Annotated in this window: 14 protein-coding genes and 1 tRNA gene; 10 read left to right on the top strand and 5 right to left on the bottom strand. The window is 74.2% G+C overall.

Going from position 1 to position 13989, the window contains the following annotated elements; all coding sequences use genetic code 11:
• Positions 1–95: 95 nt before the first annotated feature.
• From leuE to ACZ7RU_RS08755, 5 genes are all read left to right on the top strand, one after another.
• On the top strand, positions 96–746 hold the full coding sequence (leuE, locus tag ACZ7RU_RS08775) for a leucine efflux protein LeuE (protein WP_470340149.1): 651 nt from the start codon (positions 96–98) through the stop codon (positions 744–746).
• Positions 747–827: 81 nt separating this feature from the next.
• A tRNA-Thr gene (locus tag ACZ7RU_RS08770) sits at positions 828–901 on the top strand.
• A gap of 228 nt (positions 902–1129) precedes the next feature.
• Complete coding sequence (locus tag ACZ7RU_RS08765; protein WP_470340148.1) at positions 1130–1396, top strand: hypothetical protein; 267 nt, start codon at positions 1130–1132, stop codon at positions 1394–1396.
• 32 nt (positions 1397–1428) lie between these two features.
• Positions 1429–2331 (top strand): ABC transporter ATP-binding protein, encoded by a 903-nt coding sequence (locus ACZ7RU_RS08760; RefSeq protein ID WP_470340147.1) that lies wholly within the window; start codon positions 1429–1431, stop codon positions 2329–2331.
• The gene (locus ACZ7RU_RS08755) at positions 2328–3914 is read left to right on the top strand and encodes a hypothetical protein (RefSeq protein WP_470340146.1); all 1587 of its coding nucleotides are present in this window, start codon (positions 2328–2330) and stop codon (positions 3912–3914) included. Before ACZ7RU_RS08760 ends, ACZ7RU_RS08755 begins: the two co-directional genes overlap by 4 nt.
• 107 nt (positions 3915–4021) lie before the next feature.
• On the opposite strand, the gene ACZ7RU_RS08750 is transcribed toward ACZ7RU_RS08755, so the two are convergent.
• From ACZ7RU_RS08750 to ACZ7RU_RS08740, 3 genes are all read right to left on the bottom strand, one after another.
• Complete coding sequence (locus ACZ7RU_RS08750) at positions 4022–4594, bottom strand: TrmH family RNA methyltransferase (protein ID WP_359902085.1); 573 nt, start codon at positions 4592–4594, stop codon at positions 4022–4024.
• On the bottom strand, positions 4591–5235 hold the full coding sequence (locus ACZ7RU_RS08745; protein WP_470340145.1) for a class I SAM-dependent methyltransferase: 645 nt from the start codon (positions 5233–5235) through the stop codon (positions 4591–4593). The genes ACZ7RU_RS08750 and ACZ7RU_RS08745 overlap by 4 nt, the downstream gene beginning before the upstream one ends.
• A gap of 151 nt (positions 5236–5386) precedes the next feature.
• Positions 5387–5908, bottom strand: a complete 522-nt coding sequence (locus ACZ7RU_RS08740; protein ID WP_470340144.1) for a carboxymuconolactone decarboxylase family protein — start codon at positions 5906–5908, stop codon at positions 5387–5389.
• A gap of 224 nt (positions 5909–6132) precedes the next feature.
• Here ACZ7RU_RS08740 and ACZ7RU_RS08735 point away from each other — a divergent pair, with 224 nt between their 5' ends.
• Positions 6133–6333 (top strand): hypothetical protein, encoded by a 201-nt coding sequence (locus ACZ7RU_RS08735; RefSeq protein ID WP_470340143.1) that lies wholly within the window; start codon positions 6133–6135, stop codon positions 6331–6333.
• Between the two features lie 86 nt (positions 6334–6419).
• Here the strand turns inward: ACZ7RU_RS08735 and ACZ7RU_RS08730 are convergent, their stop codons facing one another.
• Together ACZ7RU_RS08730 and ACZ7RU_RS08725 are read right to left on the bottom strand one after the other, a co-directional pair.
• Positions 6420–9281 (bottom strand): lysylphosphatidylglycerol synthase transmembrane domain-containing protein, encoded by a 2862-nt coding sequence (locus ACZ7RU_RS08730; RefSeq protein WP_470340142.1) that lies wholly within the window; start codon positions 9279–9281, stop codon positions 6420–6422.
• A 75-nt stretch (positions 9282–9356) separates the two neighbouring features.
• Complete coding sequence (locus tag ACZ7RU_RS08725; RefSeq protein WP_470340141.1) at positions 9357–10118, bottom strand: SDR family oxidoreductase; 762 nt, start codon at positions 10116–10118, stop codon at positions 9357–9359.
• A 210-nt stretch (positions 10119–10328) separates the two neighbouring features.
• Here ACZ7RU_RS08725 and ACZ7RU_RS08720 point away from each other — a divergent pair, with 210 nt between their 5' ends.
• From ACZ7RU_RS08720 to ACZ7RU_RS08705, 4 genes are all read left to right on the top strand, one after another.
• Complete coding sequence (locus ACZ7RU_RS08720; RefSeq protein WP_470340140.1) at positions 10329–11273, top strand: helix-turn-helix transcriptional regulator; 945 nt, start codon at positions 10329–10331, stop codon at positions 11271–11273.
• A 38-nt stretch (positions 11274–11311) separates the two neighbouring features.
• A complete protein-coding gene (locus tag ACZ7RU_RS08715; protein WP_387752657.1) occupies positions 11312–11578 on the top strand; it encodes a UBP-type zinc finger domain-containing protein in 267 nt (88 codons plus the stop codon).
• A 227-nt stretch (positions 11579–11805) separates the two neighbouring features.
• The gene (locus ACZ7RU_RS08710; protein WP_470340139.1) at positions 11806–12078 is read left to right on the top strand and encodes a hypothetical protein; all 273 of its coding nucleotides are present in this window, start codon (positions 11806–11808) and stop codon (positions 12076–12078) included.
• Positions 12079–12681: 603 nt separating this feature from the next.
• On the top strand, positions 12682–13749 hold the full coding sequence (locus tag ACZ7RU_RS08705) for a sigma-70 family RNA polymerase sigma factor (protein WP_470340234.1): 1068 nt from the start codon (positions 12682–12684) through the stop codon (positions 13747–13749).
• The last annotated feature ends 240 nt before the right edge of the window (positions 13750–13989 follow it).

Genomic DNA, 13989 nt, shown 5'->3' with positions numbered 1-13989 from the left:
CCGGATGTCCGACAGGTGGTTTTCACTTCAACCGATTACCGGTGCGACGTTACGATGAGCGCCCCCTGCCACCCTCTCCTGCACCGGAGCTCATCGTGCTCGGAGTCAACGACCTGGCGACGTACGTCCTCGGCGCCCTCGTCATCATCCTGCTGCCCGGCCCCAACTCCCTGTACGTCCTGTCCGTCGCGGCCCGCAAGGGCATCCGCACCGGCTACCGGGCCGCGGCCGGCGTCTTCATCGGCGACCTCACCCTGATCAGCCTCACCTCGCTGGGCGCGGCCTCCCTGCTCAAGGCCAACCCGGCCGTCTTCGCGGTGGTCAAGTTCGGCGGCGCCGCCTACCTGCTCTGGATCGGCTACGGCATGCTCCGCGCCGCCCGCCAGCTCTGGCGCGAACGCCGCGCCGCCGCCGACCCCACCGTCGAAGCGGCCGCCGAATCCACCGAGAACCCCTTCCGCCGCGCCCTGGTGATCAGCCTCCTCAACCCGAAGGCCATCCTCTTCCTGCTCTCCTTCTTCACCCAGTTCGTCGACCCCTCCTACGGCCGGCCCGCCCTCTCCTTCGCCCTCCTCGGCGGCATCCTCCAGACCTTCAGCTTCCTCTACCTCTCCCTCCTGATCTTCGCGGGCACCACCCTCGCCACCGCCTTCCGCCGCCGCAAGCGCCTCTCCGCCACCCTCACCAGCGGCGTCGCCGTCCTCTTCGCCGGCTTCGCCGCCAAACTCGCCGTCTCCTCCGCCTGACCGCGGCCCCCGGCATCCCGTTACGGATCACCCGCGAACCTGTGTAGACTGGCCCGCGTTGCCACCACACACGGCAACGGCGCCGCCTTAGCTCAGTTGGCCAGAGCAACGCACTCGTAATGCGTAGGTCGCGGGTTCGAATCCCGCAGGCGGCTCTCTTTCGAGGCCCAGGTCATGCATCCATGACCTGGGCCTTTTGCGTTGGCGGGGTTGCTGGTCGAGGTAGGTCGGGCCGGCTGTTCCGGGGGCGGGTGGTGGCGAAACTCTCTCTTTGGTCCAACGGGATATCTGCCGAACGGCAGATGGCAGGGGGCCGGGGATCGGTGAGGCTACCGGTGGGCCCGAGGGGCGGGTCCGGTTGCAGCCTTCCGGAGGATGCGGTGGTGCGGTGTTCGAAGTCCGCGCACGGCCTGATCGGGCTTGCGGGGAAGAGCCCGGACGTCAAGGCGCACGGGCATCGGCCGGATCTGGTCGTGGCCGATCGGGCGGACGTGAAGGTCGCCAGGTGGTTCGACACGAGCGGCAGCGGGGTGCTCGAGCTCAGGGCGGTGTGCTCCGGGCTCGCCGGCTGTGATGCCAGGTTCCGGGGCGAGGTGCCCGAGGGCGTCGCCGTGTCGAGGGACGGGCGCGAGACGGAGCTCGAGGGGTGAGGGCGATGAATCGGGGCGGGGAGGCGGGGAACATGCTCGAACTGGTGGGTGTCACCAAGGTCTACAAGGGGGGCAAGCGGGCCGTCGACGGCGTCACGATGCGGCTCGGGCCGGGGATGGTGGGGCTGTTGGGGCCGAACGGGGCGGGGAAGTCGTCGTTGATGCGGATCGTGGCCACGGTCACCCGGCCCACGGGCGGGCAGGTCCGGTACGAGGGTGTCGACGTGGTGGCGGAGCCGGACCGGTTGCGTCGGGAACTCGGGTACCTGCCGCAGGACTTCGGGGTCTACCCGAACCTGACCTCGCGGGAGTTCCTGTCCTACCTGGCGGCGGCCAAGGGGATCGGCGCCCGGCCCGCGAAGGCCCGGATCGACGAGCTGATCGAGTTGGTCAACCTGACCGAGGCGGTCAAGCGTCCGCTCGGCACGTACTCGGGCGGCATGCTCCGGCGGGTCGGCATCGCGCAGGCGCTGCTGGCCGACCCCAGGGTGATCGTGGTCGACGAGCCGACCGCCGGCCTGGACCCGGAGGAGCGGGTGCGCTTCCGCAACCTGCTCAGCGAGCTCGCGGCCGAGCGGGTCGTGCTGTTGTCGACCCACATCGTCTCCGACGTGGAGTCGGTCGCCTCCGACATCGCGGTGGTCGCCCAGGGGCGGCTGCTGCGCCGGGGCGCGCCGGACGAGCTGCTCGGGGAGATCGACGGGCAGGTGTGGGAGGCCGTGGTCGATCCGGGCGAGGTGCAGGCCGTGCAGGCCCGCCACGTGGTCAGCCGGATGGTGCGGACGGGCAGCGGCGTACGGCTGCGGGTGATCGCCGCCGGGCGGCCGTGGGTGGACGCCGTCCCGGTGACGCCCGATCTGGAGGATGCCTATCTGGGCGCCATCCGGGGTTCGGGGGAGCTGGGCCGGGCCGGGCAGCGGGCGGTGAACCGGTGATCGGGGGACTGGTGGTCGGGGACTTCCGGGACCGGGTGCGCCGGCCGGTGTACGCGGTGACGCTGCTCGCCGCGGTCGGGCTCGGCTACCTGGCCGTGCCGGACGCGGGGGGCCACTGGACGATCATGGACGTAAGCGGAAACCGGGGCGTCTACAACAGCGCCTACGTCGGCGCGGTCACCGCGCTGGCCGGTGCGCTCTGGCTCACCTTCGGCGGCTTCTACGTGGTGCGCAGCGGCATCGCGCGGGACGTGACGACCGGCGTCGGGCAGATCCTCGCCGCCACCCCGCTGTCCACCTCCCGCTACCTGGCGGGCAAGTTCCTGAGCAACCTGCTGGTGCTCGCCTCGATGGTCGGCGCGCTGGCCGTCACGGCGCTGCTGATGCAGCTGGCCCGCGGCGAGGACCGCGCGGTCGATCCGGTCGCCCTGGTGGAGCCGTTCCTGCTGCTCTCGTTGCCCGTGATGGCGCTCGTCGCCGCGGCGGCGCTTCTGTTCGAGACGGTGCCGTCGCTGCGGGGCGGCTTCGGGAACGTCGTGTGGTTCGTGGTGGCCATGGTGTTCGCGATCGGCGGGCAGTCGGCCTCCGCGCCGCTGGACGGCCTCGGGGTGCACCAGGTCGCGCGGTCGATGGGCGCGGCGCTGGAGGCCCAGCGCGGGACGGCAGACCTGGGGGAGTTCAGCCTCGGCCTGACGAAGGTCGACAGTCCGCTGGGGACCTTCCGGTGGGACGGTTTCGAGGCGTCCTCCGGGTTCGTCCTCGCCCGGCTGGCGCTGCTCCTGGCGGCGTTCGCGGTGGCGTTGCTCCCGGCCCTGTGGTTCGGCCGGTTCGACCCCGCGCGTGGTTCCGGTACCGAGGCGGCGGCCGGAGCGGCGTACGTGTCGGACGGGACCGAGCCCGCCGGGGCGCGCTGGGCGACCGCGCCGGGCGCACTGCCGCAGACCGTACTGCCACGGACCGTGCCGCGGCGGGCCGGGGCGTTCGGCCGGCTGCTGATGGGCGAGATCCGGATCCTGGTGCAGGGAGTCTCCCGCTGGTGGTGGTCGGCCGCGGCCGGGCTGACGGTGGCCGGGTTCGTGCTGCCGATGAACACCGTCACCGGACTGCTGCTGCCCCTGGCCTGGCTGTGGCCGGTCCTGGTCTGGTCCCGGCTCGGCAGCCAGCAGGTCGAGAACGGACTGGAGGTACTGCTCGGCGCCTACCCGTCGGCCCGGCGCCGGCTGCTCGCCGAGTGGACGTCCGGGCTGGTGCTCACGGCGGTGACGGGCGTCGCCCCGCTGATACGCATGCTGGTGGCGGGGGACGGCGCGGGGACGGCCAGTTGGGTCGGCGGCGCGCTGTTCGTCCCCTCGCTGGCCATGGCGCTCGGCGTGGTGAGCCGGAGCCACCGGCTCTTCCAGGCGGTCTACCTGCCGCTCTGGTGGGTGCTCGTCAACAACGTCGCCGCCGCCGACTTCATGGGGGCGGTGCGCGTGGACGGCAGCCCGGCCGGTCCGGGGCCGCTGCTGGTCGGGGCGCTGTCCGCGGCGATGCTCGCGGTGGTGTTCCTGGTCGGCGCCGCCCGACGGAACGTCAAGGACTGAGTGAGGGAGGGATCGAGGGCGGAGCCACGAGCTGAGCCGCGGGCCGACCGAAGCCGGGAGCCCGGGTCATCGGCGGACGACCCGGGCTCCCAGGGAGAATCGAGGTGCTACTCGTCGTCGCCGAGGTCGCCCGCGAGGTCGCCGTCCGGGGTGCCGCTGATCGCGTAGCCCTGTCGGCGTGCCTCGTAGCAGGCCACCGTCGCGGCTGCCGAGACGTTCAGCGAGCCGACCCGGCCCAGCTGCGGCACGAACACCACCTGGTCGCACAGGGCCAGCGCCTCGGGCGTGATCCCGCGGTCCTCGTGGCCGAGCACGAAGGCCACCGCCGGGGTCAGTTCGGCGGCGAACATCGGCACCGCCTCGTCCGCCAGCTCCAGGCCGACGACCTTGAAGCCGTCCGCCTTGGCCGCCGCGACGGCCTCGGCGACGGTCGGGAAGTGCTCCACCTTCAGGTACTTGTCGGTGCCCATCGCGGCCTTCTGTGCGCCGGACGAGCGCACCGACGGGGTGTCCCCGGCCAGGTACAGCTTCTCCGCGCCCATCGCCGCGCCGGTGCGGACCACCGAGCCGACGTTGAACGGCGACTGGAGGTTCTCCAGGATCATCGCGAGCCGGAACTCGTTGCTGCGCCGCCACGAGCGGTGCAGACGCTTCAGTTCGGTCCCGCGCAGCTGCTTCACGTCGTCGTACCTCGTCCACTCTCGGAGCCCTCGCCCACCTCGGGACGGGGCCGCGCTTCCAGAATCCGCACCCCGTTGACCGATGTGACCCGGGTGGTCGGGTAGCCCTGCTCGTTCAGCCACTTCTGGAGCGAGTCCGAACCCAGGTGCTTCTGCACCACCAGGAACGCCGAGCCGTCCGGGGTCAGCCGGTCGAGCCAGTGCGTGAGCAGGCGGCGCAGCGCGGCCTTGCCGATCCGGATCGGCGGGTTGGAGTAGATGGTGGCGAAGCGGACGTCCTCGGGGACGTCGTCGGGCAGGGCGGCCTGGACGTTGCCGAGCCCCAGCGCCTCGGCGTTCAGCCGGACCAGCTCCAGGGCGCGCTCGTTGACGTCCACCGCCCAGACCGGGAGGCGCTTGCGACGGCTCGCCCAGGTCAGCGCGATCGGACCGTAGCCGCAGCCGATGTCCAGGATGGGGCCGCGCACCCGCGGCTGCGGGGCGTGCTCCAGCAGGATCCGGGTGCACGGGTCGAGTCGGCTGCGGGAGAACACCCCGGTGTCGGTGGTCAGTTCCAGGGCGAGGTCCGGCAGGGAGACCGTGATCGGCCGGCGGTCGCTGGTGACCTCGGGTGCACCGGTGAAGTAGTGCGAGCCGGACATGATTTCCCCGTCGTTCGTATGGGCCTCGGGGCCACCGGGTGGGTGTGGGTTAGCCCTTCGTACGGCACCGATCGTACCCCCGGTGGCCTGGACGGCGGTCCGGGCGCCGATCCGGTCGGTGGGCCGGTCGGCGGTCCAGAAGGGGGCGTGGTCAGGCGGTGCCGGGGGTCTTGCGGGTGGCCACGTTGATCCGGTTCCAGGCGTTGATGGTGAAGCAGACCGAGATCAGCTGCGCCAGCTCGGCCTCCGCGAAGTGCGCGGCGGCCCGGGCGTACACCGCGTCCGAGACGCCGCCGCCGATCCGGGTGATCTCCTCGGCCAGCGCCAGGGCGGCCCGCTCCCGCTCGGTGTACACCCCGGCCGGAGCCTCCGGCCACACCGGCAGCAGGTAGATCCGCTCGTCGGTCTCGCCGGCCTTGCGGGCGTCCTTGGCGTGCATGTCCAGGCAGTACGCGCAGCCGTTCAGCTGCGAGGTGCGCATCTGGACCAGCTCGACCAGGGCCGGGTCCAGGCCCTCGCGGGCGGCGGCGTCCAGGGCGATCATCGCGCGGAACACCTTGGGGACGGTGCGGGCGTAGTCGAGGCGGACGGGGGCTCCGCCGGCCTCGGCGGTCTGGGTGGCCTCGGTGGTCTCGGTGGCCTCGGTGGTCCGGGTGTTCTCGTTCGTCGTCATGGCTATGACCCTAGGTGCGGAATGAACCCCGCTCGTGGGTCATTGGGGGCGCTGTTTCATGGGTCAATCGAGCGGCCATCCGACGTCCCGGCCAGGGGGATCCGCAGGAGTTCCGGCAACACGCCGGAGCGGTGTCGGCACTTCGCGTCCCGGCGCCGGGCGGCGGATACTGCCAGTACGCCAGCCGGGCCCGTGAAGGCCTCCGAACAGTGAGGACGGATGCCATGCCGCAGGAACAGCACGAGGAATACCTGATCGAGGAGACCGCCGAGACCGTCGAGCCCGACGAGAAGGCGTCCGAGGGCGACACGTACGACGAGGTGGCCGAACGCCGGGCCGTCGGTGCGGATCCGGCGACCGACGTCGCGGACGTCGTCGAGCAGACCCGGGCGGTCCGCCACGACGAGGAGGAGTACCGGGAGTAGCCGGCGGGTGTCGGGGTCCGCACTCCGGGCCCCGACGCCCGGGCCTCGACCCCCGGGCCCTGTAGCCGGGGCACGTCCCGCCCCGGCTACAGGGCCCGGCGGCGTTGCAGCCAGACGAAGGCCGCCCAGCCCGGCAGCACCGGCAGGATCAGCGTCAGCAGACGGTACAGCGCCACCGCGGCCAGCGCGCCGCCCCGCTCCATCGACGCGGTCTGCTGGAGCAGCGTGATCAGCATCCCGTCCACCGCGCCGGCCCCGCCCGGGGTCGGCGCCGCGCTGCCCACCGCGTTGCCCACCAGGAACACCACCGCGACCGAGGCGAAGGACGGCTCCCGGCCGATCGCCCGGGCACAGCAGTACAGGCAGCCGATCAGGCAGATCGACACCAGCAGCTGCCCGGTCACGCCCACCGCCAGCCGGGTCGGGCTGCGCAGCAGGTCCAGCAGCCGCGGCAGCACCTCGGCCGTCAGCGGCCGCAGCCGCGTGGCCAGCCACCGCCGGGCCACCGGGATCGCCGACACCACCGCCAGCAGCGCCGCCGCCCCCGCCAGCCCGCCGACCACCGCGGGCAGTGCGTCCAGCTCGGAGCCGCCGGGCTCGAAGCCCAGCAGGTAGACGAAGGCCCCCAGTTGCAGCAGGTGCAGCACCAGGCCGATCAGCGTCCCCACGCCGACGCTGGACAGCGCCTGCGCGGTGGGGATGCCGGCCCGCTGCAACAGGCGGGTGTTCAGCGCGACGCCGCCGACACCGCCGGGCGACACCAGCTTCACGAACGACCCGGCCACCTGGGCCAGCACCGCGTTGCGGAAGTTCAGCCGCTCCGGCACGAAGCCGACGAAGCCCATCGCCGCCGCGACGTGGCTCGTCGCCGCCGCGGCCAGTGCCAGCAGCAGCCACCACGGATCGGCGTCCGCCAGCGCGGAGACCGGGTTGTCCTCCGCCGCGAACAGCTGCGGGATCAGCAGCCACCCGGCCACCACCCCGCCCACGACGACCAGCAGGGTCCGCGGCCGCAGCCGCTCCAGCCGCACCGGCCGGCTCACCGCCTGCGGGCGGGCGCGCAGGACCTCCGCGCGGATCTCGTCGAGCAGCCCGCCGGGGGTGGGGGCGTCGTGCCCGGGGTCCGGGTCGGTGGTGGGCCCGGGGTCCGGGTCGATGGCGGGCCCGTTGCCGCTGCCGGGCGCGCCCGGGTCGACGGCGGACCGGGAGTCTGCCGCGGGGCGAGCACCCCCGGCGCCGCCCCTGCCCCCGCCGAAGTCGCCGGCCCCACCCCCGCCCGCCGGTTCGGCAGCCCGCGGGGCGGCCCGCGGGTCGGTGCGCTTCGCGTGCTGCTTGAGGGCGCGGCGGGTGGTGTGGGTGAGGGCGATGGGCTGGAGCAGCGGGAGGGCGGCGTCGATGGGGTCGGGGCCGAGGACGGCGGTGGCCGTGCGGACGGAGCGGGCGGCCCCGGCACGGAGGGCGAGGGTGGTGAGGAGCTGGGCGAGGTCGCAGCAGAGGACGAGCTCGGTGGCGGCGATGTCGCCGTCGGCGAAGTCGACCAGGTGCACCGCGCCCGAGTCGTCGATCAGCAGGGAGGACGGGACGAGGGCGCGGTGGGCGATCTCGCGGCGCTGGAGCAGGGCGAACTGCCGCCAGGCGTCGGTGAGCAGCTCGTCGGTGATCTCCCCGTCGGCGAGTTCGTCCAGGGTGCGCCCGGCGAGCCGTTCGTACGCGATGAGGGCGGTGTCCTGGCCGATACCGGCAGTGGCGGCGATGCGGCGGGTGCGGACGCCGGCCGCCAGGGCCGCGTAGGTGACCAGGGCCTCGTGCTCCAGCCCGGTGCGCGGGGAGCGCAGGACGCGCGGGTCGGGGGCGGTGCGCAGGCGCAGCCGGCGCCAGGCGCGCTGGACGGCGGCGGCGGTGACGGCCTGCCGGTCGAGGAGCTGGACGTCGAGGTCGGGGTGGCCGTCGGCCTGTCGGACCCGGTAGCGGTCGGGGCCGGCCGGCTGGGCCTCGACCGGGCGCAGGCCGCTGTCGCGCAGGGCGCGCAGGACCTCGCCAGGCCGGGGGCAGGGGTCGGGGGTGCCGACGGCGTACAGGGTGCCGTGGGCGCCGGTCCAGCCGATCAGCAGCCCGAGCAGGAGCGCGGTGGGCGTGGCGTACCCGCCGGTCAGTCCGGCGAGGCCGGAGAGGGCGAGGACGGCCCAGGACAGGCGGCCGTCCCGGCTGCCGGAGGCGGTCATGAAGGCGAGGACCGGGGCGAGGTAGCCGTAGACGGGTTCGGTGTGCCTGAGCCCGCCGCCGGGCAGCGGCTGGGTGAGCGCGGTGAGCAGCGAGAGCGGGGCCAGGCCGTCGGCCCACAGGTCCAGTCCGAGGGTGGCGCCGTACGCGAGGACGGCGGCGAGCAGCCCGTCGGAGACCTGCTGGAGGGCGCGCCGCCGGTCGGGGCCCAGCAGCCGGCGGACGGCGAGGCCGACCGGGAGCAGCAGGACGGCGGCGGTGGTGAGCCCGCCGGCCAGGCCGCCCAGCGGGCGCGGCACCAGCGCGGCGGCCTCGGCGACGTCGGCGGCGATGCCGCCGACGGTGGCCCGGGCGTAGTCGGCGAGCAGCAGGGTGAGGGCGATGGCGAACAGTCCGCCGAGCAGCCGGATCAGGGCGACGGGCTGCCGGACCCGGTCGGTGGCGGGCAGCGGGCGGGCCCGGAACCGGCCGGGGCCGGCCTGCCCGGGTATCCGGGCGGTGGCCCTCACCGCGCCGCGGTGGGCCGGTGCCCCGCTGTCGGTGCCGCTGCTGCCGGCGGCGCCGCTGCCGGTGTCGCTGCCGGTGTCGCTGCCTCTGCCTCTGCCGCCTTCACCGCCGTTTCCGCCGTCACTGTCCCGCGTCCCCGCACCGCGTTCCCGCTGCGCGGGCGCACCGCCGGGATCGCCCCCGTCGGTGTCGCCGTTCGTTCTCCCCGTCACGATCGCCACGGGTGGCATGCTCCCATGCCGCCCGTGGGCGCGGAGCGGGGATTCGGCTGTGCCGGTACGACGTGGCGAAAGGCCCTACGCCTGCCGGGTGGGCAGGACGACCTGGTGGCGCAGGTTGACGTGCCGGGGGCGGCTGACGGTGTACGCGATGAGGTCGGCGACGTCCTCCGCCCCGAGTGCCGGGATGGCGTCGAACATGCCGCCGAGCTGTTCGCGCAGCACCGGGTTGTCGATGTGCCCGCCGAGTTCGGTGTCGGTCAGGCCGGGCTCGATCGCGCTGACCCGGACGTCGCGCGGGCCCAACTCGCTGCGCAGGGCGGCGGACAGCTGGGTGAGCGCGGCCTTGGTGGCCCCGTACACCGCGTAGTCGGGGAAGACCACGTGCGAGGCGATCGAGGAGACGTTGACCAGGTCGGCGGTGCGGCCCTCGGCGGCGGCCGCGGTGAGGTCGGAGCCGAAGGCACGGACGATCCGCAGCGCGCCGGTGAGGTTGGTGTCCACCATGCGGGTCCACTCGTCGATCCGGCCGTCGGCGAGCGGGTTGGGCAGCATCACCCCGGCGTTGTTGACCACCAGGTCGACCTGGCCGTACGCCTCGTGGACGGTCTTCGCGGCGGCGTCCACCGAGGCCTGGTCGGTGACGTCGGCGGTGACGGCGAGGGCCTGTCCGCCCGCGGCGGCGATCTCGGCGGCGAGGGCGTCCAGCCGCTCGGCGCGGCGGGCGAGCAGGGCGACCCGGGCGCCGGAGGCGGCCAGCAGCCGGGCGGTGGCGGCGCCCATGCCGCTGGCGGCTCCGGTGACGACGGCGGTGCGGGCGGCGAGGGACGGGTAGCTCATCGGGGGCTCCAGACGGTGCGGTCGGGCTGACGTCGACCACTCTGCGCGGGCCGCGGGCGGCTACCCAGGGCTGCGCGTTTCCCGGGAACCCCGTTCCTGGGACGGCACTTCCTGGGAGCGCACGTCCCGGGACGGTCCTTCCCGGGACGGCGGAGCCTGGGAACGGCAGTACCACCCTCGGGGCGCCCGCCCGGGGCTAACCTGCCGGGCATGGAGAACACCCTGGGGGACTTCCTCCGTTCGCGCCGGGCCCGGATCCTGCCGGAGGAGGTGGGCCTGCCCTCGCACGGCCGCCGCCGGGTGCAGGGACTGCGCCGGGAGGAGGTGGCGCAGCTCGCGGGCGTCAGCGTCGACTACTACGTCCGGCTGGAGCAGGGCCGGGGCGGCAGCGCCTCGGACGCCGTGCTGGAAGCCGTGGCCCGGGTGCTTCGGCTCGACGGGGTGGAGGCCGCGCACCTGCGCTCGCTGGTCCGTCCGCCCAAGGCCCCGGCGGCCCCGGCGGCCTCCACCGCCAGGGGGCGGGGGCGGCAGCCGGTCCGCCCGGGGACGCGGCTGCTGCTCGACCTGATGACCGAGGTGCCGGCCTTCGTGTTGGGCCGCCGGATGGACGTGCTCGCCTGGAACGCGCTGGGCGACGCGGTGAACGGTTTCTCCACGCGCTCCGACGCCGGTCCGGACAGCCTGCCCAACCAGGCCCGGCACGCCTTCCTCGACCCGTCCGCCCGGGAGTACTACCGGCAGTGGGACGCGGTCGCCGCCGAGACCGTCTCCTTTCTGCGCCGGGACGCCGGACTGCACCCGGAGGATCCGGCGCTGGGCGCGCTGGTGGGAGAACTGTCACTGCGCAGCGTCGAGTTCGGCCGGCTCTGGGCGGACCACCTGGTGCGGGAGAAGACCCACGGGGTCAAGCTGGTGAACCACCCGCTGGTCGGCGAACTCGACTTCGGCTACGAGACCCTGGCCGTCAACGGCTCGCCGGACCAGCTGCTGGTCGCCTACACCGCTCCGGCGGGCTCGCCCACCGCCCAGAAGCTGGCCCTGCTGGCGAGTTGGACGGCGCCGGGGGCGGTGGCACAGGAGGAGGCGACAGGCGGGGCGACGGCAGGCGGGGTGGCGGCCGGAGGGACGGCCGCCGAGGGGTCGGAAGCGTCCTGAGCGGGCGCTCCGCGCCGGGGCGGCATAGCCTTTCAGTCATGAGCGCCTGCGAAGACCTCGCTCTGGCTCCTCAGGAGATCGAGCCCCGACCGCCCGCCGACGGTTGCGCCGACTGCCTGGCGCAGGGCCGCCGGGACTGGGTGCACCTTCGGATCTGCCTGGACTGCGGCCACATCGGCTGCTGCGACTTCTCCCCGCAGCGGCACGCCACCGCGCACTTCCACAACACGTCCCACCCTGTGATCCGCTCGTACGAGCCGGGGGAGGACTGGCGCTGGTGCTTCGTCCACGAGGTCATGGGCTGAGGCGGTCACCCGGGGAGCCCGTCCGCGGAGGCGACCTGCGGAGGCGACCTGCGGAGGCGACCCGAGGTGGCCTTCCGCGAACGCCTTCCGTGATGCTCCCGCCCGCGCAGGGGCGGCCTTCCCGCAGTGGCACGGGCCCGCAACCCGGATAAAATCCGGACATAACGCCCGTGTGGCCCCTCCGGCCGGCATCCGTCCGGCCGGCGGCCGACGAAGGGAGGCCGACGATGACCAACCGAACCCCCGGCAGCACCGCCAAGCTCCGCCAGGGCACCCAGGAACTGCTCGAGCGCCGCGGCATGGCGAGCCCGCCCACCCGGCTCGCGCCGATGCCGAGCGCCGGTGCGATGTCCAAGGGCTCCGCCGGGCACGGAGCCGGCGAGGCCTTCCGGCACGGTGGGCGGGACGCGCCGGGCACCGCGATGCACGCGGCCCCGGCGATGCACGCCGAACTCAAGGGGCACCGGCACCGCGGCGCGGAGAAGCACTCCGCCCACTGAGCCGCGGTGCCCGTCGGGGGCGGGCGGCCGCGATCCGGCCGGCCGCCCCTGACGTGCGGTCAGGGCTGTTCTCGGGACGGTTCAAGGGGCGCTCCCGGATGCCTCGGCGTGGTGCGGCCCCGAAGGCTCTCTCCTGTCAGAGCCGCCGACCCGGCGGGCCGCCGACCAGGGCGGCCCGACTGCCGCCGGGCGGGCGGACGTTGGATGGGCTTCGCAGGAACACCCGTACCCGCAAAGGTCGTTGGTCCGACCTCGCGGAGGCCGGCGCGCTGCTCGCCACCTACCTCCCGGCACATGATCTCCTCCGTGGCGGATCCGGAGCGCTTCTTCGGCGCGCTCTACCGCGGCCGGCTGCTGCTGCCCGCCCGGCAGGCAGGGGTGTTCGCCGTCCCGGACCTGCCGAACGGCACCGGGGTGTACGAGGTGTGGGGCAAGAACGGCTCCCGGCCCGGATACACCACCGGCGTCTTCGCCACCCGGGACATCTCCCGCAGCATGGTCGTGGGGGCTCAACCCGACCGCTCCCGGGAGATTGTCAGTGGTGTGCGCTACGTTCATGCCGTTCACCAGGGCATTCGGCAGGACGACGGGGGCGGGCGCAGCATGGCCGACGTGATCACGGAGGAGCCGGTCGAGCTCCAGCTGGAGCGGTACCGCACCGAGCTGACGGGTTACTGCTACCGCATGCTCGGCTCGGTCTTCGAGGCCGAGGACGCGGTGCAGGAGACGATGGTCCGCGCCTGGCGCGGGCACAAGGGCTTCGAGGGGCGGGCCGCGCTGCGCTCCTGGCTGTACCGCATAGCCACCAACGTCTGCCTGGACGCGCTGAACGGCCGCAACGGCCGGGCCCGGCCGATGGACCTGGCGGGCCCGGTGACGGTGGCCGCCGCGTACGACACCCAGCTGCCCGAGGTGACGTGGATCGGTCCGGCGCCGGACGGCCGGGTGCTCCCCGAGACGGCGGACCCGGCCGAGGTGGCCGCGCAGCGCGAGTCGGTGAAGCTGGCGTTCGTCGCCGTGCTCCAGCGCCTCGCGCCCCGGCAGCGGGCGGTGCTGATCCTGCGCGAGGTGCTCGGCTGGAAGGCCGCCGAGGTGGCCGAACTGCTCGGTGCCACGGTGGCCTCGGTCAACAGCGCGCTCCAGCGCGCCCGCGCGGTGCTCGCCGCCGACACCCGGGCCACCGCCCCGGACGCCGGGCCGGCCCCCGAGCTGGACGAGGACCACCGCGCACTGCTGGACCGCTACGTCCGCGCCTTCGAGGCGTACGACATGGCGGGCCTCGCCGCACTGCTGCACGAGGACGTCACGCTCAACATGCCGCCGTTCGCGATGTGGCTGCGCGGGCGGGACGAGATCCGCGAGTGGATGCTGGGCCCCGGGCACGGCTGCCGCGGTTCCCGGCTGGTCCCGGTGACGGCCAACGGCGGCCCGGCCTTCGGGCAGTACCGGCCGAGCCCGGCCGGCGGGCACGAGCCGTGGGCGCTGATCGTGCCGGAGGTGTCAGCGGGCCGGATCACCGGCTTCACCAACTTCCTGGACACCGACGTGCTCTTCCCGCTCTTCGGTCTCCCGCCCCGGCTGGAGGCCCGGGCCCAGGTCCACATCCAGGCCGAGTCCGGGACCGAGCCCGACGCCGCGCCGGTCGCGGGATCGGTCTGCCCCGCCGAGTAGCCCGGCGAGGTCCAGGGGGTCGGTCGCGCCCGGCAGCAGCGCCGAGAGGCCGCTGAACGCCAGCAGTTCGCGCAGCGGACCGCCGGCGTTCAGCAGCACCACGGCCACCCCGTGCCGGGCGGCGGCCAGCCGCAGCCGGGCGAGCGCGTCGACGACGGCCAGGTCGGGGGCGGTGAGCGCGCCCAGGTCGCAGGTCAGTACGGGGCCGCCCGGTGTGGTCTCCACGGTGTCCATACGGAT

Source organism: Kitasatospora sp. NPDC114501 (assembly GCF_055633695.1).
The sequence above is the reverse complement of the archived record's forward strand: the minus strand, read 5'-3'. Positions and strand labels throughout refer to the sequence as shown.